The sequence below is a fragment of the Rhodococcus sp. NKCM2511 genome, from assembly GCF_014905595.1.
Lineage (GTDB): Bacteria > Actinomycetota > Actinomycetes > Mycobacteriales > Mycobacteriaceae > Rhodococcoides > Rhodococcoides fascians.
In genome coordinates, this window is sequence record NZ_BNHJ02000001.1 from 2,336,269 (window position 1) to 2,361,450 (window position 25,182).

27 protein-coding genes and 1 pseudogene are annotated in these 25,182 nt (G+C 64.0%); 11 read left to right on the top strand and 17 right to left on the bottom strand.

What is annotated here, in order from left to right:
- Positions 1-5: 5 nt before the first annotated feature.
- From JLZ96_RS10740 to JLZ96_RS10780, 9 genes and pseudogenes are all read right to left on the bottom strand, one after another.
- Entirely contained in the window at positions 6-749 is a 744-nt protein-coding gene (locus JLZ96_RS10740) for an EAL domain-containing protein (RefSeq protein WP_179274279.1), read from the bottom strand.
- A 258-nt stretch (positions 750-1,007) separates the two neighbouring features.
- On the bottom strand, positions 1,008-2,300 hold the full coding sequence (locus JLZ96_RS10745) for a lipase family protein (RefSeq protein WP_236253894.1): 1,293 nt from the start codon (positions 2,298-2,300) through the stop codon (positions 1,008-1,010).
- A gap of 20 nt (positions 2,301-2,320) precedes the next feature.
- A complete protein-coding gene (locus JLZ96_RS10750; protein WP_032392147.1) occupies positions 2,321-3,910 on the bottom strand; it encodes a GMC oxidoreductase in 1,590 nt (529 codons plus the stop codon).
- A 509-nt stretch (positions 3,911-4,419) separates the two neighbouring features.
- A pseudogene (locus tag JLZ96_RS25215) lies at positions 4,420-4,563 on the bottom strand (TetR/AcrR family transcriptional regulator); the annotation flags it as partial.
- A gap of 34 nt (positions 4,564-4,597) precedes the next feature.
- Positions 4,598-5,356, bottom strand: coding sequence for a lysophospholipid acyltransferase family protein (locus JLZ96_RS10760; protein ID WP_032389701.1), 759 nt, complete (start codon positions 5,354-5,356; stop codon positions 4,598-4,600).
- 6 nt (positions 5,357-5,362) lie between these two features.
- Positions 5,363-5,755 (bottom strand): hypothetical protein, encoded by a 393-nt coding sequence (locus tag JLZ96_RS10765; RefSeq protein ID WP_032389700.1) that lies wholly within the window; start codon positions 5,753-5,755, stop codon positions 5,363-5,365.
- 8 nt (positions 5,756-5,763) lie between these two features.
- Complete coding sequence (locus JLZ96_RS10770; protein ID WP_201010073.1) at positions 5,764-6,906, bottom strand: NAD(P)/FAD-dependent oxidoreductase; 1,143 nt, start codon at positions 6,904-6,906, stop codon at positions 5,764-5,766.
- Positions 6,903-7,100: a ferredoxin gene (locus JLZ96_RS10775; RefSeq protein WP_032389698.1), complete on the bottom strand. Its 198-nt coding sequence runs from the start codon at positions 7,098-7,100 to the stop codon at positions 6,903-6,905. The genes JLZ96_RS10770 and JLZ96_RS10775 overlap by 4 nt, the downstream gene beginning before the upstream one ends.
- A complete protein-coding gene (locus JLZ96_RS10780) occupies positions 7,097-8,299 on the bottom strand; it encodes a cytochrome P450 (RefSeq protein ID WP_201010074.1) in 1,203 nt (400 codons plus the stop codon). The genes JLZ96_RS10775 and JLZ96_RS10780 overlap by 4 nt, the downstream gene beginning before the upstream one ends.
- A gap of 160 nt (positions 8,300-8,459) precedes the next feature.
- Between JLZ96_RS10780 and JLZ96_RS10785 the strand changes: the two genes are divergently transcribed.
- On the top strand, positions 8,460-9,122 hold the full coding sequence (locus JLZ96_RS10785) for a TetR/AcrR family transcriptional regulator (RefSeq protein ID WP_032374898.1): 663 nt from the start codon (positions 8,460-8,462) through the stop codon (positions 9,120-9,122).
- A gap of 251 nt (positions 9,123-9,373) precedes the next feature.
- On the opposite strand, the gene JLZ96_RS10790 is transcribed toward JLZ96_RS10785, so the two are convergent.
- A complete protein-coding gene (locus JLZ96_RS10790) occupies positions 9,374-10,222 on the bottom strand; it encodes a GAF and ANTAR domain-containing protein (RefSeq protein WP_052054943.1) in 849 nt (282 codons plus the stop codon).
- Positions 10,223-10,414: 192 nt separating this feature from the next.
- On the opposite strand from JLZ96_RS10790, the gene JLZ96_RS10795 reads away from it, so the two are divergent.
- From JLZ96_RS10795 to JLZ96_RS10805, 3 genes are read left to right on the top strand one after another with little or no spacing between them, the layout of a single operon-like run.
- Entirely contained in the window at positions 10,415-10,552 is a 138-nt protein-coding gene (locus JLZ96_RS10795; RefSeq protein WP_201010075.1) for a hypothetical protein, read from the top strand.
- Positions 10,553-10,557: 5 nt separating this feature from the next.
- Entirely contained in the window at positions 10,558-10,875 is a 318-nt protein-coding gene (locus JLZ96_RS10800; protein ID WP_201010076.1) for a DUF2975 domain-containing protein, read from the top strand.
- Positions 10,875-11,081: a helix-turn-helix transcriptional regulator gene (locus JLZ96_RS10805; RefSeq protein ID WP_032374896.1), complete on the top strand. Its 207-nt coding sequence runs from the start codon at positions 10,875-10,877 to the stop codon at positions 11,079-11,081. The genes JLZ96_RS10800 and JLZ96_RS10805 overlap by 1 nt, the downstream gene beginning before the upstream one ends.
- Before the next feature lie 12 nt (positions 11,082-11,093).
- On the opposite strand, the gene JLZ96_RS10810 is transcribed toward JLZ96_RS10805, so the two are convergent.
- Both JLZ96_RS10810 and JLZ96_RS10815 read right to left on the bottom strand, forming a co-directional pair.
- Positions 11,094-13,451, bottom strand: coding sequence for a pyruvate dehydrogenase (locus JLZ96_RS10810; RefSeq protein ID WP_201010077.1), 2,358 nt, complete (start codon positions 13,449-13,451; stop codon positions 11,094-11,096).
- A gap of 237 nt (positions 13,452-13,688) precedes the next feature.
- A complete protein-coding gene (locus JLZ96_RS10815; RefSeq protein ID WP_201010078.1) occupies positions 13,689-14,318 on the bottom strand; it encodes a TetR/AcrR family transcriptional regulator in 630 nt (209 codons plus the stop codon).
- A gap of 118 nt (positions 14,319-14,436) precedes the next feature.
- Between JLZ96_RS10815 and JLZ96_RS10820 the strand changes: the two genes are divergently transcribed.
- From JLZ96_RS10820 to JLZ96_RS10830, 3 genes are read left to right on the top strand one after another with little or no spacing between them, the layout of a single operon-like run.
- Positions 14,437-15,417 (top strand): SDR family oxidoreductase, encoded by a 981-nt coding sequence (locus JLZ96_RS10820; protein WP_201010079.1) that lies wholly within the window; start codon positions 14,437-14,439, stop codon positions 15,415-15,417.
- Positions 15,414-16,199 (top strand): SDR family oxidoreductase, encoded by a 786-nt coding sequence (locus JLZ96_RS10825; protein WP_032392139.1) that lies wholly within the window; start codon positions 15,414-15,416, stop codon positions 16,197-16,199. Before JLZ96_RS10820 ends, JLZ96_RS10825 begins: the two co-directional genes overlap by 4 nt.
- Before the next feature lie 12 nt (positions 16,200-16,211).
- A complete protein-coding gene (locus tag JLZ96_RS10830; protein ID WP_201010080.1) occupies positions 16,212-16,982 on the top strand; it encodes a TetR family transcriptional regulator in 771 nt (256 codons plus the stop codon).
- On the opposite strand, the gene JLZ96_RS10835 is transcribed toward JLZ96_RS10830, so the two are convergent.
- Both JLZ96_RS10835 and JLZ96_RS10840 read right to left on the bottom strand, forming a co-directional pair.
- Positions 16,951-17,610, bottom strand: a complete 660-nt coding sequence (locus tag JLZ96_RS10835) for an enoyl-CoA hydratase/isomerase family protein (RefSeq protein WP_027495442.1) — start codon at positions 17,608-17,610, stop codon at positions 16,951-16,953. The genes JLZ96_RS10830 and JLZ96_RS10835 overlap by 32 nt on opposite strands.
- A 28-nt stretch (positions 17,611-17,638) precedes the next feature.
- Positions 17,639-18,262 (bottom strand): TetR/AcrR family transcriptional regulator, encoded by a 624-nt coding sequence (locus JLZ96_RS10840; RefSeq protein WP_201010081.1) that lies wholly within the window; start codon positions 18,260-18,262, stop codon positions 17,639-17,641.
- Positions 18,263-18,416: 154 nt separating this feature from the next.
- Between JLZ96_RS10840 and JLZ96_RS10845 the strand changes: the two genes are divergently transcribed.
- Genes JLZ96_RS10845 through JLZ96_RS10855 form a run of 3 tightly spaced genes read left to right on the top strand, consistent with a single transcriptional unit; the run spans position 18,417 to position 21,777 of the window.
- Entirely contained in the window at positions 18,417-19,052 is a 636-nt protein-coding gene (locus tag JLZ96_RS10845) for a VOC family protein (RefSeq protein WP_201010082.1), read from the top strand.
- 26 nt (positions 19,053-19,078) lie between these two features.
- Positions 19,079-20,005, top strand: coding sequence for a fumarylacetoacetate hydrolase family protein (locus JLZ96_RS10850; protein WP_201010083.1), 927 nt, complete (start codon positions 19,079-19,081; stop codon positions 20,003-20,005).
- Complete coding sequence (locus JLZ96_RS10855; protein WP_201010084.1) at positions 20,002-21,777, top strand: FAD-dependent monooxygenase; 1,776 nt, start codon at positions 20,002-20,004, stop codon at positions 21,775-21,777. Before JLZ96_RS10850 ends, JLZ96_RS10855 begins: the two co-directional genes overlap by 4 nt.
- A 14-nt stretch (positions 21,778-21,791) precedes the next feature.
- On the opposite strand, the gene JLZ96_RS10860 is transcribed toward JLZ96_RS10855, so the two are convergent.
- Positions 21,792-22,502 (bottom strand): TetR/AcrR family transcriptional regulator, encoded by a 711-nt coding sequence (locus tag JLZ96_RS10860; RefSeq protein ID WP_201010085.1) that lies wholly within the window; start codon positions 22,500-22,502, stop codon positions 21,792-21,794.
- A gap of 89 nt (positions 22,503-22,591) precedes the next feature.
- Positions 22,592-23,812 (bottom strand): oxidoreductase, encoded by a 1,221-nt coding sequence (locus tag JLZ96_RS10865; protein ID WP_201010086.1) that lies wholly within the window; start codon positions 23,810-23,812, stop codon positions 22,592-22,594.
- 150 nt (positions 23,813-23,962) lie between these two features.
- On the opposite strand from JLZ96_RS10865, the gene JLZ96_RS10870 reads away from it, so the two are divergent.
- Entirely contained in the window at positions 23,963-24,430 is a 468-nt protein-coding gene (locus JLZ96_RS10870) for an SRPBCC family protein (protein ID WP_201010087.1), read from the top strand.
- Here JLZ96_RS10870 and JLZ96_RS10875 read toward each other — a convergent pair.
- Entirely contained in the window at positions 24,389-25,159 is a 771-nt protein-coding gene (locus tag JLZ96_RS10875; protein WP_201010088.1) for a TspO/MBR family protein, read from the bottom strand. The genes JLZ96_RS10870 and JLZ96_RS10875 overlap by 42 nt on opposite strands.
- Positions 25,160-25,182 lie beyond the last annotated feature (23 nt).

Sequence of the window (25,182 nt, forward strand, 5' to 3'; positions counted from 1 at the left end):
TCCGATCACAGCGCAGCAGGGCGGCCCACTCGGAAGCCCTGCAGCAGGTCTGCCCCGATCGACGCGGCCGCTTCGAGGTCGTCGTCGGTCTCGATGCCCTCGAACACGCACCTCGCCTCCGTTTTTCGCGCGAACTCGAGCACCAGTTCAGCCAAGGCAGACTTGACTCGATTGCCTTTCATGCCGTGAACGACGAACGCGTCGAGTTTGATGATCTGCGGCTCGAGCACGACGAGCTGCCGCATACCTGCGTATCCGGATCCCACATCGTCCACTGCGACAGCGACGCCGCCGCGTCGAAGTTCGGCCAACACTGCGATCACCGCATCCTCGTCGTCCTGGGCGGCATGTTCGGTGAGCTCGATTACCAGTGACCGTCGTCGGCCGAAGTCGAGCAGCACATCCACGAGGGCAGCATCGACCAGTAGCGTTGCAGCACTCAGGTTCACGGCAACGAAGCAACCATCCGGCAGACGCGCTGATTCTCCCAATGCCTTGACGGCCGCAGATCTGTCCAGAGCAGGACCGAGGCCGCACTGCGCTGCATCGGCGAACCACGCCTCGGTGTCACCGCCGCCCGCCGGGAAACGCGACAGGGCCTCGTATCCCTCGATCACCCCATCACGTGCACGGACGATCGGCTGAAAGACGATGTCCGGGCCACCGCCTGCAATCGCAGCCTCCACCCGACGCCGTGACCGCAACAGGGTCGAGCGTAGCGGTGTCGACGCTGCCCTAGTCGACGGCACGATTCCACACCCGCACCACCGGGTGAAGCTGAACCGGAGCTGCAACCGGGCGCATCGCGGCAACGACTGCATCAGGATCCCGATCGCCGAAGCTGCTGATCAGCACCCGAACTCGTCGTGTGTCGCGAGGCCAAAAGGCGCCGAAAGATTCGGCTATCGCGACATAGTCAGCGGCGCGTTGCTCGGCGCTCAGGCGTGCGGGACAGCGGTGGCGGAGTACGAATTCTCGCACCAGCCGCCAGCGCCTGCGGCCGCCGATCAGTCGATGGAGCATGGTGCCATGGGGACGTCGGCGAACCGATCCATCAGGAACGCTGCAGCGGCGCCGCCGTACCCGTCGATCAGCTGTGGCCCGAAGTGGTTGGGCAACACAGCACCCTGCAGGATCGGCGGCAACGGGTTGGTTCGGAACTCGACCGTGGCACCTCGCCCACACCAATCCTGAGCCAACTGCCGGGCCTGACCGTACGGCACGGTGTCGTCGTTGAGTCCGCTGGTGATCATCACCGGTGCGTTCGGAGTACTGCGACCGATCCGCTGAGCCTCGAGGATGCGACCCGCCTGCGGAATGGTGCCCAAGTTCTCGAGCATCGACTTGCCGTCCGCGGTCAACGATTCGGTTCGCAGGAACGGGTACTTCAGAATGGTGTCGCCGATGCACTGCGTCGACAGATCGTTCAGCACTGCCTTGCCGTGATCGGTGAGTCGCTCTTCGACGAGCGGCAGCAAGCTCGGATCCCGCTCTACGAACCCGTTGAGGGCATAGCCGATCACCCCTCCGATCAGCGTCCCGTCGACGGTCTTCAACACCTCGAGCAAGTCCGCTGTGGGAGCTCCGGCCCACGTACCCTTCACATTCAGACCTGGTGCGTACTCCGAGGCGAGTTCGGCCGCCGCGGCTGCCGCCCCACCGCCCTGGGAGTACCCCCAGATACCAACGGGTGCATCGGTATCACCGAGAAGCTCGTTCGCGGCACGAGCACCGTCGAGCACCGCATGAGCCTGCTCGACACGATTGACATAGGTGTGCACACCGGGCGTTCCCAACCCGATGTAGTCGGTCACGAACACGTTGGCACCCATCGATCCCCACAGAGTGGAAGACAACAACTCCTGATTGAACGAGATGGACAATGGTTGTGTCACAGCGTTGACAGTCGTCGGAAACGCACGAGAAGGAGCGCACTGATCGGCTTGACCCACCGTGCCGGGCGCGACGACGATGGTCGGCCGCGGGCCTGCACCACGCCAGGGCACCTCGGTCTCGATGAACGTGCCCGACACGCCCACCGGCGTATCGTCCTGCGTCCGTGACGTGTACAGCACCCGCTGCGCCTGAACGGGGTAGGCACCGTCCGCACCGGGCAGAGCCGCGAACAGTGACATCGGCTGCGTCCGCAACACGGCCCCCGGGTCGTCGACGACCTGAGCCGGAGGGACGTAGAATTCGTCGACGGGGTCGGCATTCGCTGCCGAGCCTCCAAGCACGGTCAGGGAAGACGCGAGCACGGCGGTGACTGCGACGCCGATCATGTTGCGGTACAGATGCATCGGTCTCTTTCTGGTGGGGGTCAGATAACGGTGCCGATGTCGTCGGCAACGATGTTGTCCAGCGCACGTTCGGCCAGTGCGGCGATGGTCATGGATGGGTTGCACGCTGCGGTGGTGCCGGGCATGAGTGCCCCGTCGAGGACATACAGTCCTCGCTGGCCGTGGACACGACCGTCAAGATCACATACTGCGCCCATGTTGGCCCCACCCAACGGATGCCAGGTGGACGGGAACAGTGCATTGGTATCGGTGAGAACACTGCCCGATCCGGCGATACGACGCACCGTCGGATCGATCGAACCGTCCTGAATCAGGCTGTCGCCGTTGGCCGGCCAATGTAGTCGCACCTGGTCCATGGAGGAGTCGTAGCCGAAATGGCCGCGGCCGCTGCTGACTCCGTACCCGACGAGCATCGTGCTGTGGGCATCGAACGACAACGGCGGTATCGAGGCCTGGATGACGGTGTGCGCAGTGTTCGGGTCGTCCCAGTTGAGGCTGCCGAACACCACCGGTCCGCCTTGGGGTGCACCGAATTGCTGCTCGATGCTCGACCACACGTAGATGCGATCGGCATTGGTGCCCCAGCCCTGCCCCAACTCGTTCGGGAGATCGGGAATGCCTCCGGTCGCTCCGGCGCGGACGAGCAGTTTGGTGGTGTTCAGGCTTCCGGCTGCCATGATCAGCGTGCCGGCGGTGAGAACCTTGTTCTCCAGAACCGTTCCGTCGGAATCGATTCGATCGACATAGACCGTCCAACGGCCGTCGGCACGCCGCTCGACACTCGTGACATCGTGCTGCGTCGCGACCGTGGCCAGCCCCGTCGCCTCGGCGGCGGCGATGTAGGTGACGTCCACGGAGTGCTTGCCGCCGTTGTTGACTCCGAATGCACCGGACCCATCGGTGTACGACGGTGCCATCACCCCGCGCGTCTCGTCGAGGGCGAAGTTCCAGTCGATCGGCATCGGGATCTTGGACACCGGCAGACCCGCTCGACGAGCATTGGCCGCAAACACCCGTGCTGCTTGATAATTGGGCGTACCGATCAACTCGTCGGGGGCCTGCTGGAGCTGCAACATCCGTGCCACGCGTGGGTAGTGCACCCGATTCAGAGTCGGCCAATCCAGTCCGGCCGGAAAGTGTTCCTCGAACACCGGCTGCGATGGCTGCAGTGTCATTCCCTGGTAGATCAGGGATCCGCCTCCGACACCGGCCGCGCACAGCGCAGTCATGTTGTCTCCGGGCACCGCCTCGAGGAGGCCGACGTACGGATCGAACGGAACTGGCCTGCCGAACAGGTTGGGACTCGAACCGTGCCACAGCATCCGCTTGTCCGGTGACGTGGCATCGGGAAACGTGTCTGCGTTCGGGCCTGTGTTCCAACGTCTTCCGCGCTCGAGCACCAGAACCGGCACCCCGGCTTCGGCCAGGCGCAACGCGGCGACGCCACCGCCGAACCCCGATCCGATGATCACCACACGATGATCCTCGCGGGTCAGCGGGATCTGGACGCGTCGCCCGCCCGCTGCTCGCGCCACCCCCGCGCCCGACAGTGCGGCCAATCCCGCAATTCCAGTCGCGCCGAGAAACGAACGGCGATTCAAATTCGACACGTACCCCCCAATGGTGTGCAGCAGCGCGCACCGAGACCTGTGTCACGTGCACGTGCGAAGCAAAACTAGACAGATGCGGCTTATGGTGTCAAGTTTTTGGGGGTTCGTCAGAACAGGAGCGGAATCAGCCAGCGCCGCAGGTATGACCGCAAACCGTCGTCGTCGTGGATCTGCGCGTCGTCGAACAAGATTACGGACAGCCCGTTACGCACAAGCACGGAATCGATACCGTCGAACCGCGTCGCATCGAATCCGGGATTGCGTTCGATGTAACCGTCGAGGAACTGACGCACCACCGGTTCGGCTCGATCCATCATGTCCGGATCGAACAACGGGTTGGCGTTGCCTGAACGCATCAGAGAATTGAGCACCGGTTCTCGTCGAATGAGGTTGCGTGCAGCCACGATCGTCTCGACGACGAACTCCGCCGGCGTTTCGGCCTGATCCGCCTTGGCCCTGATGCCGCCGATCACGTCGACGACAAGACCCACCATGGCCTCGGAGATCATGTCCTCACGGGTGGTGAAGATCGAATACACCGTCTGGCGCGTCACGCCCGCAGCCCGCGCCGCCGCGGCGATGGTGACGTCCTCGAAACCACCCTCGGCAATGAGCCCGAGCGTGGCGTCGAGAATTTTCTGCTTCGAGCGCATGGTCCGAGTATGACTGCATCGCCGGCTCGGCGAGTCATCCGATGAGAGGCCGCCGATTCTTCGTCAATTTTTCGAGCTCGGCCTGCATCGCCCCGTGCACCCGCCCCGCGAACTCCTCCGCCGTCTCGTCGGCGTCGGCGTGCATGGGCGCGAGCACCGAGGTCTCGAGTTTGGTGGGAAGCGGCAGGTACGGAAGAAGCCCAACCAGACCGAGATTGACGCCCCACGGAATGGACACCGACAACGGAAACGTTTTGAGCCGCAGCACCTTGTCCAACCTCAGCGCCTTCGCCAACCGCTTACCACTGCTGAGTACCAGCAGGGACTCCCCCGCTCCTGCTGTGACGACGGGGACGACCGGCACCCCCGCCTCGATTGCCAAACGGGCGAACCCGGTCCGACCCGAGAACACTATGTCGTTGCGATGCCGCCACGATTTCAAAGCATCGACGTCACCGCCCGGGAAGACCAGGACACTGCTGCCCTCCGCAAAAGCGTCCAGGGCCGTTTGTCGCCCGGCGGGCCTGGCACCGAACGGTTCGATCAGCTTCTCGGCATGCAGAGTCCACGCGATCTGGTGGGTCAGCGTGATCAACTCGCGGTCGATACCGAGCTCGTCGTATGCGGCCGCGAATGCGAACACATTGAGATCGATGACTCCGCCGAACCCATGGTTGGCGACGAACAGCACCGGGGTATCCGGAACCGGTTGCGCTACGGTCACTTCCAATCGGTTGTAGAGGCGAACAGCACTGATGCTCGCCGCGCGAACGACTCGAGCGATGTTGTCCACCGCCGACTACCGGTCCAGTTGCAGGTCTGCCAGCGCGCCGGCGATCACGAAGCCTCCGGCAATTGCACAGCCGGCTGTTCTCGTTCGTTGCGGCAGGTGAGCGGTGAGCGCGAACGCCGCGGTGTCCCAGACGTCGACGGCCACACCTGCTCGCAGCAGAGTGCGCACGGCCTTCGGCGCGAACCGAGTTGCCGCATACAGGCCGCCGCCGATGTAGATTTCCCGAATTCCGAAGGTGCGAGCCGCAGCTCGCGTCGTTGCTACCGCAGCATCGGGCCCGGCGAGGAGTTCGTTGGCGCGAGTGGGCGCCACCATGTGGGCGATGCCGATCGCGGCCCGAGCAAGCCCGACCGCCTCGGGAAGTCGACGAACCAGACCGGACGCAGAGCCGAAAGCCATGAAATTCCTTACGTAGTGGGAACAGCGGAGTCGCGAGCAAGCCGTCGGAGCAGGCCGACGGCCTTCTTCATGCCGTAGGCAACGATGGTCGTGCGGCCGTCCTCGTGGTTCCACTGCAGCAGCGCCGATCCGTCGTCGACGAAACCCTCGAGCACAGTCGGATTACCCAGGAGCGGAAGAGGGCCGACGACCTTGATGGACAGTCCCAGAATTTCGGTCCAGAAGTAGTCGTCGGCGGGCGCACAGGTGGGTTCGAGACCGAGCGCGGAGGCCGCTGCGACCTTGCCCTGCGCGACGGCATTCGACCAGAACGGCGCTCGACCGGAACCGGCACTGGAATACGCGACGTCGCCTGCGGCGAACACGTCGGGAACTGCTGTGGCGCAGTGCTCGTCGATGGCAACACCTCGATCGTCGGCAATTCCGGTGCCGTTCAACCACTCCGTCTCGGGCACATCACCGGCGCAGGTGACCACCACATCGGCGTCGAGGGTGCGGCCCGCGAACTCGATCCCGGTAACGGGGTTGCCCGTCAACGTAACCGGGCTGTCCGCGCGGAGAAACTCGACCGACGCGGCCTCGGCACGCGCGGTAATCGCGTCGGACAGGTAGGTACCCAGTAGCCGTGTCAACGGAGGGTCGACGTCCACGACGGTAACCGCGATTCCGCGAGAAACGCACGCACTGGCGACCTCCATGCCGAGGAATCCGGCACCGACGACGATCGCCGTCTGCGCCGCATCGAGTTTCGGACGTAGTGCCCGAACATCGTCGAAGGTCCGCAGTACCGTCTCGCCCGTTTGCCCGGGAACCGCGATGCGACGTGCAGCCGCTCCGGTGGCGACGATCAACCGATCGTACGGAACCTCGGTACCGGCGGCGGTCGTGACTGTGTGGGCCTCGACATTCACCGATACGGCCCGACTACCGATCGCCTCGATCCCGAGGTCCGACAGATCCCACGTTTCCGCCTCGGCTACTTCGCCTTTGAGCACGTGCTTGGACAACGGCGGCCGCGCGTAGCAACCGTCGGCATCGGCCCCGATCATCGTCAGTGGACCCTCGTGTCCGCGGGCCCTCAGTTCGCGGACGGCAGTGCACGCGGCTATGGAGTCTCCGACGACGACGATCCTGCTCTCGAGAGAGCTCACGCCTGTTCTCGCAGTGCCGCCACCGGACACACGCCGACCGCAGACCGGGCCGAGGCCGCGAGGTCGTCGGGAATGTCGTTGCCATCGAAGGCGTAGTGCAGTTCGCCCTCGTCATCGAGGCTGAACACCTCGGGTGCCTGTTCGGCACAGATGCCGTGGCCCTCGCAGCGATCCCAATCGACGTCGATCCTCATGGCTGTGTCCCTTCTGCTGCCACCAATTTGAGCGGCAACCGTTCGTATCGATGAATGACGTTGTTGACAGCGCGTACGGGTGTTCCTGCGGGAACGAACTTCTCGACACGCTGCGCCAGCACCCGAAGCATGGTCTGGGCTTCCAGACGGGCGAGCCCCTGACCGGCGCACCCGTGCACGCCGGAACCGAAGCCGAGTTGACGCGCCGCGTCACGCGTGATGTCGAAGGCATCGGGGTTGTCCCATTCACGCTCGTCGCGGTTCGCCGACGCGTAGACCACCAGTACGCGAGCACCTTTCGGGATTCGTGATCCGTCGATCTCGACGTCACGGACCGCACGACGCGAGAACGCTCTGATCGGCGACTCGTATCGCACGACCTCGTTGATCGCATTGGGGATCAGGTCCGGGTCCTGCCTGATCGCCTGCCACTGCTTGGGGTGCCGCGCGAACAGGTCGAGGGCACCGGAAATCGCTCCGATGGTGGTATCGAGCGAGGGACCGAGGTAGTCGATCATCAGCGCAGGACAGGTCGACTTCTGAATCTTGTTGTCGTCGGCGGCCTTCAGAACGTCGTCGCCCATGCTTCCCGGAATCACCGATCGGTCTCGCACCACGCGCCGCGAGAAGGCAAGCATCTCTGCGGCACCCTTGACAGCGGTGATCGAGTGACGATTCACGGGGCCGAGGGAGTCGAAGGTCGCCCCCGCCCACCGGAGTAGATCCTCGCGGCCGTCCTCCGGCCACCCGACGAGATCGGGCACGATCGACATCGGCAGCGCTGTCGCGAGATCGTCCACGCCGTCGACGAACTGTTTGCTCAGTGCCGCGTCGACGATGCTGTTCGCTTTTTCCTCCACAGCCGCTTTCATCTTGCGCACGGCCTTCGGACTGAGCCGATGCGCCAGCACCGATCGCTTGGTCGCATGCTCGTCGCCGTCACTGTTCAGTGTCGTTCCGCGGCCGAGCCGATTGGCGACGGGATTGAGCGCCACACCGTCACCCGAGATGAAGGTCACGTCGTCGAGCAGCACCGCCTTGCAATCCGCGTAGCGCGAGACGGCGAACACCTGCTGGCGGGGCAGCCACACCACCGGGCCCAGCGCGCGCAGCCGGGCATAGTGCGGGTACGGATCGAGAATCGCGTCGGTGGAGTACAGGTCGGTGCGGTACTGCGGAATCGTCGCGTTCGTTGTCATGGGATCCTTCGGTGCTGCCGGAAGTCGAGGCCCCTGCCTTCACAGGGTGTTGACGATATCGTCACTCATGGCACGGTCGTAAGTCAAGGCTTTTTGACGAATTCGTCATACTTGATTCGCGATAGGCTGCGCTCACTGACCCACAGAGCAGGAGCAGATCGTGACCGAAGGCAACCGCGTCGAGCGCCGCAAGGCACGCACCAGAGCCGCGCTGATCCAGGCCGCCCAAGGGTTACTCGCCAACGGGAACACCAACGCACCCGTGCTCGAAATTACGCAGGCCGCCGACGTCAGCAACGGCTCGTTCTACAACTACTTCGAGAGCAAAGAAGAACTGTGGCAGGCCGCCATCGACGCCGCTCTCGAGTCCGTCGGCGACTACCTCGATTCGCTCACCGTCGGTTTCGAGGACCCGGTCGAGAAATTCACCCAATCGTTCAGACTGTCCGGGCGCCTGTTCCGCCTCGAACCGCAACTGAGCCGCGTCCTGCTCAACTCCGAGGCCGCCGCATTCGCCGCGGCCGGTGGCCTGGCACCACGGTCGCGTCGCGATATCGAATCGGCCGCAGCGCAAGGGAGATTCGACGTCGACGACCCGGATCTCGCCCTCGCGATCGTCGCCGGTTCGCTGCTCTCCATGGGCCGTCTGCTCCTCGCACAGCCCGACCGCGACGAAGCGGCGACGGTCGACGGCACCACCGAGCGAGTGCTCCGCGCACTCGGAATTTCGACCGACGAGGCACGCACACTGTGCAGCAGTCCACTACCGGCGTCCTACAGCGGCGACGTCCACGCGGCCGTCGTCCCCACTGCGTCGCACTGAGCCCCCCTGGGTTTGCCGTCAACCCCTCTGATGTCGGGGTGGGCCGTGCACGGCTACCGGGGCCGGAACGGCCCGAGCTACCGGCTCGATCTTCCGACTCCCCCCGCCGGTGTCGATGTCGAGAAAATGCTGGAGTTCGTCGTAAATCGGAGTGTCCGTCATGGGCCTTGACCTTCTCGACCTTCGGAGATGCAGATCGTTCGGCTTCGCTGAACCATTGATGGTGCTCGGTGGACCGTGTGACCCCGACACTACGGCCCTTCGGCATCCTGCCATCGGCCGACGGAATCGACCATCCGAGCCGCCAACACGGCAACTCGCGTGTTCTCTCGCTGCGATTGCTGCACCAACGCGGCGAACGCGGCTTCGGGAGTGATCGACTGCGTTGCCATCAGGATGCCCTTGGCCTGCTCGATGGTCGCCCTGGTCGCCATCGCCGCACGAAGACCGACGACTTCCTGCTTCGCCTCCACCGTGTGCCGGGAATTCCATACTGCCGCTTCGACCGACGTGACGAACATCTTCACCACCACTTCGTCGATATCGTTGAAGCCACCGGCATCGAAGCCGTAGATGTTGAGCGAGCCTGCATGCTCGGAGTCGACTGCCAGCGGTGCCGACAGGTAACTCTGCACTCCGATGTCTGCTGCTGCGGCTGCGAATGCGGGCCAGCGAGTGGTGATCTCGTCGACTCGGACGCACACCAACCGATCGTGGCGCGCCGCTTCGAGGCACGGACCCTCGTCCGCGCGGTACTGATCGGCATCGATATCGACCACGCGCGCGTCCGAGAATGCAGCGGTGGCGGGATTCTCCGAATCATGATGCAGCAGGGTCACTCCCGCCATATCTGCCCCGGGAATTGCCACGACGGCCTGCTCGCACAGGCCCTGCAGCACAGTCTCGAATCGGCTGTGCTCGAGCAATATTCCGCGGAACACGTCGAGCGCCTCGAAGGTGTCTTCCGCGAAATACGTCGTCGCACCCGGCATGTGTGATTGCCTCGGGAGTGCCGCCGCGATCTGCTCGTCGAACGCGGCTGCGGCCGCTCTCTCGGCAGCCGAATCATCCGGCGTTTCCTCGGATGTCCGATCGGTCACGTGGTCCCGCCCCCATACGATGCGGCCATCACACCCTTCGCCGTGAACGAGCAACCTACGGCGTTGGCCCTCGCCGAATGTTACAACCGTACGCCCGCTGTCAATCGGAACTGGATGATCCGGACACCGTATTGATCTATTGACCTTCGATAGATTCCTGTCGATACTCGCTATATGCTGAGTGGATATCGAGTGGTAGTCCTGTTGCTTCGCCTGTTTCTCGCCGCGTTGTTCGCGGTGCTGGTGCTGATGCAAGTCATGTCGTTGCCCGGGCAGTTCGCCCACATGGCCCAGGAACTCCCGAATCCGCGTACCTGCGATGGCCGCTGACCATCGTGTCGATCTTCTGGGTGCTGTGCATTCAGGTGGTCGTGATCGCGACATGGAAGTTGCTGACGATGGTGAACCGCAACGCCATCTTCACCCGCGCTTCGTTGGTGTGGGTAGACACGATCACGTGGTCGATCGTCGCGGCCTGGGTGGTGCTGGTCGGCGTCTTTCTCTACGTCGGATTCGGAGCCGACGACCCAGGCCTGCCGCTACTGCTCTTCCTGCTCGTCGTCGTCGCCGTCGCCGCACTGTTGATGGTCGTCATGAGGACCCTGCTCAGTCAGGCCACGGAACTGCGCAGCGACATGGACGCGGTCATCTGATGGCCATCGTGGTGCGCATCGATGTTCAGTTGGCCAGGCGGAAGATGAGCGTCGGCGAGTTTGCCGAACGCGTCGGCCTGACGCCTGCCAACATCGCAGTCCTCAAGAACGGACGGGCCAAAGCAGTACGACTGAGCACCCTCGACGCCATGTGCCGGGTGCTGCACTGCCAACCCGGAGACCTCCTGGAATGGGTGGACGAATGAGCACCCGCGGCACTACTGCCCGGTGACATCCAGAGCGGCACCGACGATCGAATCGGTGTCGATGTGATGATGCTTGTACACCTCGTCCAGAGAGCCCACCTGACCGAAGTTGCTGACGCCCAACGACGTCGACGCCACGCGGTTCACCGTGGCCAGGAACGCCAGCGTGTGCGGATGGCCGTCGAGGACGGTCACCATCGGTGTCGCCCGATCGGCCGGCAACAGCTGATCGAGAATCCACGACTCCGCGTCGCCGTGTCCCTGTCGAGCCTGGACGGCTCGATAGAGCTGGCCCGGACTTGTGATGCACAGGACGTCCGCGACAATGCCGATGCGCTCCAAACGTGCTGCGGCGTCGAGAGCTTCGGGCATGAGCGCACCCATCGCACCGATCGTGACGGTGGCTCCGTCTCGTCGGACGAGCGGGTAGCCGCCGGCCACCACCTGCTTGCGCCTGCGTTCGCGGGCCGCCGGATCGCTGGGCACGTCGGCCAACGTCTGATCGACCGGACGGGTCGACAGGCGCAGGTACGCCGAGGTGCCGTCGGGACGACCCAACTTGGCGATGCTGGCGAGCAGCGTCCACTCCACGTCGATGGCGAACGCCGGCTCGTACGAGATGCACCCGGGCTGCTCCAGACCGATCGACGGAGTCTTGATCGACTGGTGCGCACCACCTTCCGCGGCCAACGTGACACCCGACGGTGTACCGACCAGAATCGACTGACCACCCGCGTAGATGCCGTACGACCACGGTTCGAGGGCGCGTTCGACGAACGGGTCGTACATCACCCCGATGGGGAACAACGGCTCTCCCCACCGACTCCACGTTGCACCCAGCTCGCCCATCAATCCGACCAGATTGGTCTCTGCGATACCGAGTTCCATGTGTTGACCGGTGGGACCCTCACGCCAGTGCATGATGGTTTCGGCATCGTCGCCGAACCAATCGTGCCGCTCCGACGACGACCAGACACCGACCTTGTTGACCCAACCGCCGAGATTGGTGGTCGAGCTGACATCGGGACTGACCGTGACCACGCGCCGCGCCGCATCCGGGGCCTCACGCGTCAGGTCGATCAGGGTGCGGCCGAGCGCGGCCTGCGTCGTGGCCGTGCCCTTGGGAGTACGGCCGATGTCGGTGGGAACTGCAGGCGGTGCCGAGACGGGCACCGGCTCGCGGCGCAGCCGTTCGGCGACATCGGCGCACAACTGCCCGGCAGCTGTGGCGTCGTCGAAGCGGCCCCATGGCGAACCGACGTCGGTGCCGAGAGTGTCTGCCAGAGCCGCATATTCGTCGACAGTCAGCAGAGACGAGTGGTTCTGCGGATGCCCCTGAGTGGGGAGGCCGAATCCTTTGACCGTGTAGGCGATGATCACCGTGGGCCGGGTGTCGTCGATCTGCGCGTAGGCCTCGCGCAGCGCGTCGAGATCATGGCCGCCGAGATTGCGAATCGACTCGGTGAGAATCAGATCGTCGAGGTCTCCGATGAGCGCAGTGATCGCCGTGGAATCGGAACCGTTGCCGGGCAGTCGATCTCGCAATTCGGACGCCGAGCACCGCAGCAGCCGCTGATACTCGGGATTGGGCATGTCGAGGATGCGACGCCGCAGGGCGTCACCACCGGTACGCGCGAAGAGGTTCTCGAGCAACCGACCGAACCGCACGGTGATGACCTGCCAGCCTGCCGCGTCGAACATCTTCTCGAGGCGACGCGCGGCGATGTTCGGCACCACTCGGTCGAGGGACTGCCGGTTGAGGTCGACGATCCAGACGATCTCGCCCAACTCACCGATGCCCGGATCGATGACGGCTTCCCACACGGCACCCTCGTCGAGCTCGGCGTCTCCGACGAGCGAATACTGCCGTCCGCGAAACCCACTCGGGGTGTCTGCGGAAAATGCGGAGTCGACGAAGCGGCGCGACATAGCGCCCCAAATAGGTGCCGTCGCACCGATACCCACCGACCCCGTCGAGTAGTCGACGGTATCGGGATCCTTGGCGCGCGACGGGTAGGACTGCAGCCCACCGTACGAGCGCAGCGTCGTCAAATACTTCTCGTCCAGCTCACCGAGAAGGTAGTTGATGGCGTGTAGCACCGGCGACGCGTGCGGCTTGACCGACACTCTGTCGCCTGCCTCGAGCTGCTCGAACCACAGCGAAGTCATGATAGTGACCATCGACGCGCACGACGCCTGATGACCGCCCACCTTGAGACCCGTCGGATTGGGCCGGATTCGGTTGGCGTGGTGGATCATCGACGTCGACAGCCACAGCACCCGCTCGGAAATGTCGTGCAGGGTTTCGCGGCCCCCGGTGACCGAATCACCGTCGGTCGAATTGCCGGTGGTCGAGCTGAGGCTGGTCATGGCGAGCACTCCTGAAATAGGCGACGAAAGATTGCATCGAGTGGAAGTGGCGGGACCGGATGGGTCCCGTCACTCCATGAGGCAAGCGTTCGGATTGCGAAGCGCCGAGTCAGTCGCGTCTGTGATGCAACCGGCGTCAGTCGACCAGAACCCGGCGGGCTGCGCAATAGAAGTATTCGGTATTGAGCAATCTGCGCAATTTCCGGAATCAGCTTTTGCAGTTTCTGGTCGACCTGATCACCGAGACCCGGCACCTCGGCGAGTCGCGGAATCGATGACGGCCTCGAATGCGTCGACGATCAGCGCGACCGACTCGTCCAGATCGAGATCCGCCGACTCGAAGAAGGCGTCGGCGGTTCGATCGAGAAAGCCTGTCCACCCCGAAATAGCAACAGCGACCAGCGGCGGCAACGGATCCGGAAGTTCGGCCAGGGCCGCGACCTGACGCTCACCCTCGGCGCGAGCCTGCCGGAGGGCGCTCTCGACGCCTGCCTCACCGAACTCCTCCTCCCGCACCACGCGCAAGTAGAGCGCTCGGTGATCCCGCAGAAACTCGATGTGCCGTCGGACGAATCCTTCCAGCCGCGCTCGGACGGTCCGCTCTTCGGACTGCGGCCCCTGCGCGTCGGACAACTTGCCCAGAACGTCGGCCAGCGCAGCCTGCACCAGGCCCTGCTTGTCGGTGAAGTAGTAGAAGAGCAACCCGTGCGCCACACCCGCTCTGCGCGAGATCGCCGCCGCACTGATGTCTGCGCTGGCACCTTCGGAGATCATCTCGATCGCGGCGTCGATCAACGCCTGACGGCGATCGCGACGTGGGCGGGCGCGCCGCGACTGCTCTGCATCGTCGACGTCGTTCGAGGGCACCGTCCGAGACTAATGCAGATCGAGTCGGCATTTGCGTCGACCTCTTGCGTTATGTGCAGATCATCTGCAATATGTGCGAGAGAGCCGGGACTGCCGCGCTCCCCATCGAGGAGGTCCGATGATCACAGTGACCAGTGCCGCAGGCGGGATCGGACGGTTGCTCGTCCGGCAGCTGACCGCGCAGAAGATGCCCGTCCGCGCTGTCGTGAAGAACGACAGTCAGGCTGCGACCACCCGTCGAGACGGGGCAGCCGAGGTCGTCGTGGGCGATCTGCGGTCGTCCGACACGCTCGACAGAGCCCTGGCCGGAGCCGACGTGCTCTATCACGCGGCACCGACCCAGGTCATCGACGAGAGACCGATCATCGAGCACCTGGTCGCAACGACTCCGGCAAGTGGGTTGCAGCACATCGTGTTTCACTCCGTGATCCATCCGGACCTGCATCAGCTGACACACCACCACCAGAAGGACATCGCCGAGGGCCTGCTCCGCGACAGCGGAATCCCCACCACGGTGCTCAGGCCGTCGCACTACATGCAGAACTACTTGGAAGTGTGGGAGTTCCTGCAGGCGGGCGTCATGCCGTACCCGGTGTCGCCGGACAGCATCATGGGTGTCGTCGATCTCGCCGACGTCGCCGAGGCCGCGGCGAACGTACTGATCGACCCGTCGCCGCACACCGGCCGCACCTACGACCTGTCCACGGTCGAACTCACCCGACACCAGATGGCCGAGATCTGGTCACGCGTGCTGGGGTATGCGGTGACCGCCATCCGAATCCCGCCCTCGTCGCTGACCAACTCGCTCGACGTGCTGCCTGCAGTCCCCACCGTCATCGGTCATGCCCTGCGATCGACGAAACTGAATGCGCTCGGGCACCTCGTTCGCGGCGCGCAGGCCGCTTCGAACCCCCGCGATATGAAGAATTGGCCGGAAGACGCACGTCAGGCGTACCGCACGATGATGACCCATTACGACGGCCATGGTCTGCCCGCGGGAGACCTGACGGTTCTTCCGACCCTGCTCGGACGAGAACCCACCTCGTACGAGGAGTTCGCCCGTCGCTCGGCCGCTGAGCTCGGGCGCTCGGACCGATGAGCCGCACAGCAGGTCGATACAGTCCGGGCCGCTCGCTGGTCACCGGCGCGAGTTCCGGAATCGGTGCCGAGTTCGCGCGTGTGCTGGCTGCCCGCGGCTCCGATCTGGTGCTCGTCGCCCGACGGGAAGATCGTCTGACAGCGCTGGCGGACGAGCTCGAATCGACCTACGGTGTGCGCTGCCGAACAGTGCCCTGGGACTTGTCGGAGGAGGCCAGTGGTCGGCGGCTCCGCGCCATCGTTCCCGAGCGCATCGACCTCATCGTCAACAACGCAGGATTTGCGGTCCAGGGACCGTTCGTCGACGGCGACGCCGACGATTTCGAGCGGCTCGTCGCCGTCGACATCCGCGCGGTCGTGGACATCTGCTCGGCGTTCCTGCCGGACATGATCGCCCGCACAGCAGGCACCATCGTCAATGTGGCCAGCACGACGGCATTCCAACCTGTCCCGACTCTTGCCGTGTATGCGGCCGCCAAAGCCTTCGTGCTGAGCTTCAGCCAGTCGCTGTGGTACGAAGCAGCGCAACACGGAGTCAGAGTGTTCGCACTCAACCCCGGACCCACCCACACCGAATTCTTCGACGTCATAGGCGATTCGGCCACAGCCACCGGTACCTACCAGACACCGACCGACGTCGTCGCCACCGCCATGAAGGCACTAGACGCCAAACGTTCACGGCCACATGTTATTTCGGGTCGACGCAATGCTCTGCAGGCGGCGACGGCGGGTATCGTCCCCGCACGAGTTCTACTCCCGGCCCTCGCACGAATGCTGCACTAGACTGTCACGATCATGGCCAGGGTCTCGAGATTCACACTCGCCGATCGCCGAGAGGCGGTGGCACGGGCATTCGGGGGTTCCGAAAGCCCGACAGCCGTAGCCACGGACTTGGGCATCCACACCACCACGCTGTACCGCTGGGCCGGGTCGTCCACCACGGACGAACCCGGGCCCGCACCGACACGCCTCATCGAGGCCACCCAGGAACTGCTTCGGCACGCCGACTATGCAGACATCACGATCGAAAGTGTCGCTGCGCAATGCGGTCTGGCCCCCCGAACGGCCTTCCACCACTTCCCCAACAAACGCCAACTCTTTCAGGCCGCCGTCGACGACGCCGCCACCGTTCTGATCGAACGCATCCGTGAACGGTCTGCGGACGCCGGCTGGCCGAGCACCCCACTCGAGCAGCTGCAGACATTTCTGCGAATAGCTGCCGAGAGCATCTACGAGACACCGCGCACGCACGTGCTGTTCCGCAATCTCGGAGTCCCCAAATCCGAAGGCACAGCCGAGCGTTGGCACGACAGCTTCGTCGATGCCATCACCGAACTACTCCGCGCCGCTGCCGAAGCAGGGCAGATCGACAGTGCCACAGACCTCCCTGCCTCAGCCCGACTGCTCACGGGTGCCATGCGCGGCATCCACACAGCGGTGTTCGACGGTGCCGACGCCGACACGGCTCTGACCCTCGTCGGCCGTATTCACCTTCTGATCCCGCCTGCGCGGCGCGACGCGACCGACTACGACGTCACTGTCGGCCCTGACGCAGCGCAGCGGTGACCGACGCGAACATGGTCGTCTTGATGGCTCCGATGGTGGCTTTGTCCTTACCGGCAATTGCCGAGAGCCGCTCCAGCGCAGCATCGATCACCGAGTCCTCGGCCGCTACGCCGTCGACGAGACCTGCAGTGAGGGCCTCCGCGCTCCCGTACCGATGTCCCGTGGTCATTGCGACCATGGCCGTCTGCGGAGAGAGCTTCGCCTGAATCAGAGCGGACATGCCGGGAGTGAAAGGGATGTTGATATCCGCTTCCGGAAAGCAGTAGTAGCCGCGATCCTCGCGCATGAAGCGGTAGTCATGGGCAATGGCGAACATTGCTCCGGCACCGAAACTGTGCCCGTTGACCGCCGCGGCGGTGGGTATCGAAAACGTGAGTATTCGGGCGAACAGCGTCTGCACTCGATCGACGTACCAATCGGCGCGATCACCATGGGCCATCAGCCAGTCGAGGTCCAGTCCGTTGGAGTAGAACTTGCCCGCTCCTACCGTGATCAGCCCGCGCGCCGACCGCTCTATCTGGTCCAAGTGGGCGTCGACCGCATCGAGCCAGTCCGGTGAGAATCGATTCTCGTCCGAGCCGAGCGTCAAAATCGCTATGTCACTGCGAATTTCTAGCGTAGGAGTCATCGTGAGCTACCTTTCGAGGGTGCCGAGGCTATGAAGACTTCGGCGGTGGAGGGGGCGGAGGAAGAGTGAGGACGCCGCGCACGGCGGCAGCGAGTCGTTCGCGCACCGATGCGTCTGGCGCACGGCGACCCCGCAGGAGCAACGCGGCAGGGAGCTCGACGGTGCAATCCTTGATCACGGCTACGGCCGTGCAATCCGCTCGGTTCCACATCTCGGTCGACAACCGCACGAACAACTCGACGAGCGTCGAATCGAGCATACGAAGGTCGTCGGCAAGCGCGTCCGGAATATCGTTCGAGCCCAACAACTCTCGACGCGACACAATCATGAGAAACTGTCCGGCCGTCGGATGATCGAGTAGAAAGCGCGCCGGCGCATCCGCAGCAGCCACTATTGCGTCCACCGCGGTGCCCGTCGCCAATGCGTCGTCCACGGACCCTCGCTGCACGGTGAGCATGCGCTGCGCGCCGCGCAACCACACTCGGCCGAGGAGTCCGGCCCGCGACCCGAACGCGTGGTAGATCGCCCCGTTGGACACCGAGGTCAGCTCAGACAACGCGCGAATGGTGACCGCGGCCGGGCCCGACTCGACGGCCAACGCCTCGGCCACATCCAGTAGGTGGTCGAGATCGTGCACGCGTGGGCGGGGCATGACGTGACCGTAACAGAGCAACTGCTCTGTTACAACGACACGCTCGGCACCGCACCCATTCCAGATTTTCGACTGACCATCAGTCAATTTATTGACTGACAGTCAAACTGCACTTAATCTGGATCACACTCCGATCGCGACGAAAGGTCGATTCATGAGCGCAACGCACGATGCACCGCCGATCGAGACGCAACGGATCGCTCCCGACTACATCGCGCATTGGGTCGTCAAATCTGCGCGAACCGAGGAGATGGTGCGCTGGTACGGCACGGTGTTCGGGGCCGAGATCGCCTACCAGGACGACGAGATCACGTTCTTGACCTGGGACGACGAGTCGCATCGACTCGCGATCATCGCCGTGCCCAAGCCGGTGAAGTTCCTGTTCCCCTTCGCCAAGCTGCGCCGCAAGGCCTACGGCATCGATCACATCGCCCTGACGTTCCGATCGCTGGAACGACTGCTGGAGAACTACGTGCGGCTCAAGCGCCAGGGCATCCTTCCGGTGTGGTCCATCAACCACGGGCCGACGATCTCGCTGTACTACGAGGACCCGGACGGTATTCGGCTCGAGTTCCAGGTGGAGAACTTCGACCCCGATCACACCGCGGCCTTCTTCTTCACCGAGGAATTCGCGCGCAATCCCATCGGCGTCAACATCGACCCCGACTACCTCCTCAGCCGACTCCGCAACGGAGCGACCCACGAGGAACTGCGGCAGCGTGAGGCCGGAACCAGGCCCGGCCGGCCGGTGATCGCCAACAAGAAGACCATCACACCGAAAACTTTATGACCGAAGGCTAGGGGGGATCGAAAGCTATGCCCATCAACATCATTCGAACCACGGGCGGCTGGTGGCGTCTCGACGGCGACCAGGCCGTCAGGATCGACACCGCTGCGCAGACCACCCGTGAGCTACTGGGTGATCGCGCGGCCATCGAGGCGGCATCGGGGGTCGGGACGAACGTCGCCGAGCTCCGGCTCGTCTCACCCATCACCGCACCCTGCCGAGTGGTGGCGCAGTTGCTGAACTACCGTTCCCATGCGGTCGACGCCGGATCGGACCCGAAGACCCTGCAGCCGACGTTCTTTCGTAAGTCGTCCGTGTCGATCAGTGGCCCGAACGATCCCATTCGGCAGCCACCGGAGGTAGCTCTGCTCGACTACGAAATCGAGCTGGGCGTGGTGGTCGGTGCCGATATCCCCATCGGGACAACCGTCACCGACGACAACCTCGCGTCCTACGTGGCCGGATTCGTCGTGGCCAACGACGTGTCGGCTCGTGAGATCCAGTTGACGAAAGTGCAGGTGTACGAGAGCAAGTCGTATCCCACCTTCACTCCACTCGGCCCTCGGCTGGTGCTGCTCGACAACGATGAGCTGCGACGACTGCCCGAGCTACGCATGACACTGGCGGTCAACGGGGAGATCCGTCAGGACCAGACCATCGGCGACGACCTCATCACTCCTCCCGCCGAGGCCTTCACCAGACTGGCCCGTTTTCAGAACATGACCGCAGGCGACGTCCTGTTGACCGGAACTCCGATCGGTACGGCAATCTCCGCGCCGCCCAAAGCGATCCAGAAGATCGGTGAACTCATCCCGCCTGCGCTGAAGTGGAAGTTCTTCTTCGCACGCCAAGCCAAGAATCCGAAGTACCTCTCGGTCGACGACGTCGTCACTGCCACCATTCGCACTCCGGACGGGTCGATCGACCTGGGGACCCAGGAAACCGTCGTCCGATGAGCACTCCCGTCGTCATCATCGGTGCCGGCCCGGCGGGTACCACTGCAGCGCTTCTGCTGGCGCGCAGGGGCATTCGAACGGTATTGCTGGAGCGTCGAACCAGTCCCTTGTTCCATCCGGCGGCTCACGTCATCAATGCTCGGACGCTGGAGATCTGGAACGAGTACAGCCCCGAACTGGCCAAGTCCATAGCGGCGATGTCGCCTCCGCACGAACAGGTCAATCTGATCAGCTGGTACGGCGACCTGGCCGGCGACGCCATCGGGTCGATCGACCTGCTGTCCGATCCCGAGCGCAAAGCCATCGTGGAAAGCCAGAGCCCGTACATGGTGTCGCACATCGGCCAGCACATTCTGATGCCCGTGCTGTGGGACGCCGTGGACGCCGAACCGCTGATCGAATTTCGCCGCGGAGTCTCCGTCGAATCGGTCGAATCGAACTCCGGTGACGCGCGCGTCGCCTACCGCACCCTCACGGGTGACGCCGCCGAGGTACGTGCGCCGTACGTCCTCGCTTGCGACGGCGCCAACAGCGCGACCCGCGACGCAGCCGGGATATCGCTGACCGGACCGGTACTCGCCAACATGGGCAGTGCGTTCTTCACCTCGACAACACTGTTTCCCGACGACGCACGTCCGCTGTTGAGTTGGATCTACACCCCGGACCTGTGCGGAGTACTCATCTCGCACGCCGATCACCGCTACATCCTGATGACGGCCTATCTGCACCCAGCGCAGGAGATCGCCAGGAACGGCCGCCGATACTGGGAGAAGACGCTACCGAAGGCGTTGGGTACGAACGACTTCACGCTCGAATCGACGGGCACGTGGGTGATGACGTCACAGACGGCCGACACGTTCCGCCACGAGCGGCTGCTGTTGCTGGGCGATGCCGCTCACCGCTTCCCGCACACCGGCGGCTTCGGGCTCAATTCGGGAGTGCAGGATGCCCACAACCTCGCGTGGAAGCTCGACGCTGTGCTCTCGGGTGCGGCCGGCCCGGAGCTACTGGACACCTACGACACCGAGCGCCGCCCCGTGGTGGAGAAATTCGCCGAACAGAGTGTGGCCAACCACTTCCGCATGGACGACATCGGCAAGCGCGTCGGGATCACCAACGCCATGCTGGCCAGGGCAACTCAGGCCATGGGGCGGGCACCACTGAACAAACTTCCGGGCCGACTGATCGCGCCCATCGCGGCCGCGGCAACCCGCAAGCAGATGAGTCGGTCACGAAGCCTGCGCCCGGACGTCCCCGGGTCGGCGGAACTGCGCGCCGAAATCGCAGCCGCGATTCCACTGCAGTTGGAGCATTTCGTCTCCACCGGCCTGCAATTCGGCTACCTCTACGACAGTCCACTGATCGCCCAGGACGCGTCGACGAAGCCCGTGGAAGATGTTGTCGATTACGTGCCCACCACGTACCCCGGTGCGCGATTGCCGCATGCGCTCGTCTCGGTCGACGGGCAGCTCGTCTCGCCGCACGACGTGTTGGACCCGAACATGTTGATGCTGTTCACCTTCGACGGTTCTGCGTGGGAACCGGTAGTTGCTGGTATGCGTGATGTACGCCCGGGTATGTCGCTCGTCGTGCTGGACGCACCCGTCGGCGTCGATCGGAACGAACTGATATCGCTGTACGAGGTGGGTGAGACCGGAGCGGTCCTCGTCCGACCCGACGGTCACGTTGCCTGGCGTACCAACGATTCGGGGAGTTCGCTGTCCGACTTCCTCGAAACGCAGTGGAGGAGGTACTACGCCGAGACCGTGTGACAGGCAAGGAGTTGTCAGGACCGGGAATCGATGCCTGATCGATTTCCGTTACCGAGGATCGTGGCCACTGCGGCGTCCACCGAGACACTGGAGTCCAGTATCGACACCGATTCGAGGCACCCAGCGACAAGGTGGATCAGCATCTCGACGACCGTGTCGATCTCGAAAGCGCTCTCGTCTTCCAGCCACCTGACCGTGGTCTCGTCGATGGCAGCGACGGCGGCCCGCCCGGCCATAGCGATCGCAGCATTGTGCGGATCGAGACCGAGCAGCATCGCCCCGGCTGTGAGAACGCCGGCCCGAGCTTCCTCGAATACCTGCCACGCCTCCGGATCGGCCCCTCGGCCGCCCAGCACCATGCGTAGCGCCAGGCCCCGATGAGTGCGGAGATACGCGAGATGAGCTTTCAGCGCCGCACGCAACTGCACGTCGGGTTCCGCATCCGGGAGATCGACGAACGACTGGGACAACCCGTCGGCCGTCGCACGCATGGCCTCGAGATAGATGCCCCGCTTGTTACCGAAGTAGTGAAACAAGAGGCCGTGCGCGACATCGGCGGCCTCGACTATCTCGGTGACACCGACCTTGTCGTAAGGGTTCTCGGCGAAGAGGGCAACCGCGGTGTCGATCAACCGTCGACGAGTCTCCGCCGCCTGCGCAGAGCGCGCCTGCTTTCTCGACGAGGCCTCCGGCACTGTAGATCCCATCTCATCGCGTCGGCTCACGGCACCTCCGTGAAACACTGACGAGCTTAGGCCATCGGCCCGGGCACGACGCGCGTCGACGTATAGGGCTTCATCATGTGCGGTCTCGATCAGATGATCGGGGTGATGTGGTCGTGCAGTTCGACCCCCAGCAGCGCCTTGCCGTAGGTCTCGATCGACACTCGCGGCAGCATCACCGCATGTCGTGCTCCAACATTCGAGTCACGCCAGATACGTTGCAGCGCATTGACATCTGCGAATGCTCCCGCTCCGGTGGCGTCCAACAGAATGTTCAACGCCTCGTTGATGCTGCGCAGTGCTGTTGCCGCGTCCCCGCGCACCCGTGCGCGTGAGAGCAAATCCGGATATTCAGCTGCGTCGGCCCACCGCATCACGTCGTCGGCGGCGCGATAGGCGTGCAGATGGGCGGTGTCTATCTTCAGCGCGGCCTCGGCAACCATCATCTGGAAGGCGACCGAATCGGCCTGGCGGTCGAATACCGTGTAGGCCAGGGACTTCCCTGCCGCTTTGGTTCGTACCAATTCCAAAGCAGCTCGGCCCATTCCGAGCTGTGGACCCACCAGAACCATCACCAGCATCGGCCCGAACGCGGACCGCGCGAAGGCCGAATCCGTGCGTTCGGCGACATACGATCCGCTGAAAGCCCCCATCATCGACAGCATCCGATGCTCGGGCACGAACACATCTTCGGCCACGACGGTGTTGCTGCCGGAGGCTCGCATGCCCGCCACGTACCAGGTGTCGTCGACGCGATAGTCGCTACGAGGGATCAGCGCCATGCCCTGATCCATCACCGATCCGTCTTCGTCCTCGATCACCACACCGCCCGTGCACCACGCCGAGTGCAGGCTCGCCGACGCGTACGGCCACTGACCACTGACCCGATACCCACCCTCGACCGGCTTCGCGACGCCCGTGGGCGACACGACGCCCGAAATGATGACGTCAGGCCCGTCGGCATACACCTCCGCCTGCGCCTGCTCGGAGAACAAACCCAGCGCCCAATGGTTGACGTTGGACAACGTGGTTACCCAGGACGCGCCACCATCACCTTCGGCAACAGCGGCAGAGACGTCGAGCATCGTGCGTAGGCCGGCTTCGAGTCCACCGAACCGGGTCGGTGCCGCGACCCTGAATGCGCCCGCTCGCCGGAGGGCGTCGACGGTGTCGTCGGAGAGCTGACGGGCCCTCTCGTTCTCGGAGGCACCCTTCTTCAGCTCGGGCAGCAACGCGCCCACATTGGCCAACACGGCTGCGCCGGTGTCGATGGGGTGGTTCTCGAGAACGGGCGGGTTTGTGGCGGCAGTCATGGTGTTCCCTTCGATTCGGCCCCGAGTCACTGAGGCGGCAGGAGATCTGAGTCACCCGACCGTACGAGTCGATTGACTCGAAGTCAACATTGATATCGAGTCAATAACAGTGCGTAATCGTCAGGAACATCCGCCATCGAAGGGACCGTGATGAGTACGACGACCACCATGAACCGAGACATCGCCGCCTCGCCCGAGAAGGTCTGGGACACCGTCTCGGACGTCACCACGTTCGAGCACTGGCATGCCTTGCACGTCGGATGGGAGGAACTACCACCGCAAACCATCGAGGTCGGGGCGGTGATGGTCGAAAAGATCAAGGTTGCGGCATTGGTCGACACCATCACCTTCGAGGTGAAAGCATTCGACCCGCCGCACGAAATCACCTTCGACGGCAAAGGATCGACCGGCTCGAAAATTCATATGCGCGTGGGATGCCAAGCGTCAGGCGAGAATACGACCGTCACCATCGACCTCGTCGTCTCCAGCCCGTTGCTGGTCGGCCCCATCGGCAAAGCGCTACAGGGGACTTTCAAGAAGCGGCTCGGAGAAACCCTCGACGGACTCTCGATTATGTCACACAGCCCTGACAGGGCGATGGACCGTCGACCGCCGTGATCGGAGCCTGATTCCCACCGTCACAACGGCGACGATCGCTGCGGCACATACTGCCGTCCATCCGACCGTCGCGTTCGTCAGCTCGCCGCCGAGACGCCCCTGCGCCAGCCATCCCAGGCCCCACACGATGGCGAGCATCGGAGCGATCGCTCCGTTCGAGTAACGCGCCAGAGTCACCCCGACCAGTGCTGCGACGGCGAGTACGACGACCGCCCAGACCGTCGCGCCACCGGTGACTCCGAGATCGACCAGCCACGCCGAGATGTTGGCGACGGTGGCCACGCACACCCACCCGAGATAGAGACCCATCGTGCCATCGGTGATCACGGCGTCGACCACGGATTCCGGGCGCTGCTGTTGCAGGAGTACGAAGACGCGCACGAGAGCGGCCAACAGCGCGACGATGACCACCACGCTGAGCCACACCTGCCCGAACTGAATCGCGAGAATCCACGCCGGATTGAGCAACATCGACGCGATGACCGGTGCCCGCAAGGCGTCGTGACGTGCAGTTCGACCGGGTGAGAACTGCCAGACGGCATAGACGACGAGACCGGTGTAGATCACCGACCAGATCGAGAACGCGGGACCAGCGGGAGCCACCAGCGTCGACGTCGCACTGAGCGCCCCGCCGGCCGCCTCGGCAATGGGCGTCCCTATCCACGCACCGGAGCCGAGAAACGACACCACAACCGCTACGACCGCACTGACAACGACGCCAATCCTCATGGCTGCGATAGTCCCCGTAAAAC

What these genes read in the sequence shown, in the direction of transcription:
- JLZ96_RS10870 (WP_201010087.1), top strand. Translation starts at nt 23,963, where the DNA reads ATGAGTACGACGACCACCATGAACCGAGACATCGCCGCCTCGCCCGAG.
- JLZ96_RS10765 (WP_032389700.1), bottom strand. Translation starts at nt 5,755, where the DNA reads ATGGCTTTCGGCTCTGCGTCCGGTCTGGTTCGTCGACTTCCCGAGGCG.
- JLZ96_RS10775 (WP_032389698.1), bottom strand. Translation starts at nt 7,100, where the DNA reads ATGAGGATCGACGTCGATTGGGATCGCTGCGAGGGCCACGGCATCTGT.
- JLZ96_RS10810 (WP_201010077.1), bottom strand. Translation starts at nt 13,451, where the DNA reads ATGACCAGCCTCAGCTCGACCACCGGCAATTCGACCGACGGTGATTCG.
- JLZ96_RS10875 (WP_201010088.1), bottom strand. Translation starts at nt 25,159, where the DNA reads ATGAGGATTGGCGTCGTTGTCAGTGCGGTCGTAGCGGTTGTGGTGTCG.
- JLZ96_RS10820 (WP_201010079.1), top strand. Translation starts at nt 14,437, where the DNA reads ATGATCACAGTGACCAGTGCCGCAGGCGGGATCGGACGGTTGCTCGTC.
- JLZ96_RS10855 (WP_201010084.1), top strand. Translation starts at nt 20,002, where the DNA reads ATGAGCACTCCCGTCGTCATCATCGGTGCCGGCCCGGCGGGTACCACT.
- JLZ96_RS10805 (WP_032374896.1), top strand. Translation starts at nt 10,875, where the DNA reads ATGGCCATCGTGGTGCGCATCGATGTTCAGTTGGCCAGGCGGAAGATG.
- JLZ96_RS10865 (WP_201010086.1), bottom strand. Translation starts at nt 23,812, where the DNA reads ATGACTGCCGCCACAAACCCGCCCGTTCTCGAGAACCACCCCATCGAC.
- JLZ96_RS10845 (WP_201010082.1), top strand. Translation starts at nt 18,417, where the DNA reads ATGAGCGCAACGCACGATGCACCGCCGATCGAGACGCAACGGATCGCT.
- JLZ96_RS10840 (WP_201010081.1), bottom strand. Translation starts at nt 18,262, where the DNA reads ATGCCCCGCCCACGCGTGCACGATCTCGACCACCTACTGGATGTGGCC.
- JLZ96_RS10830 (WP_201010080.1), top strand. Translation starts at nt 16,212, where the DNA reads ATGGCCAGGGTCTCGAGATTCACACTCGCCGATCGCCGAGAGGCGGTG.
- JLZ96_RS10825 (WP_032392139.1), top strand. Translation starts at nt 15,414, where the DNA reads ATGAGCCGCACAGCAGGTCGATACAGTCCGGGCCGCTCGCTGGTCACC.
- JLZ96_RS10835 (WP_027495442.1), bottom strand. Translation starts at nt 17,610, where the DNA reads ATGACTCCTACGCTAGAAATTCGCAGTGACATAGCGATTTTGACGCTC.
- JLZ96_RS10745 (WP_236253894.1), bottom strand. Translation starts at nt 2,300, where the DNA reads ATGCATCTGTACCGCAACATGATCGGCGTCGCAGTCACCGCCGTGCTC.
- JLZ96_RS10850 (WP_201010083.1), top strand. Translation starts at nt 19,079, where the DNA reads ATGCCCATCAACATCATTCGAACCACGGGCGGCTGGTGGCGTCTCGAC.
- JLZ96_RS10780 (WP_201010074.1), bottom strand. Translation starts at nt 8,299, where the DNA reads ATGACAACGAACGCGACGATTCCGCAGTACCGCACCGACCTGTACTCC.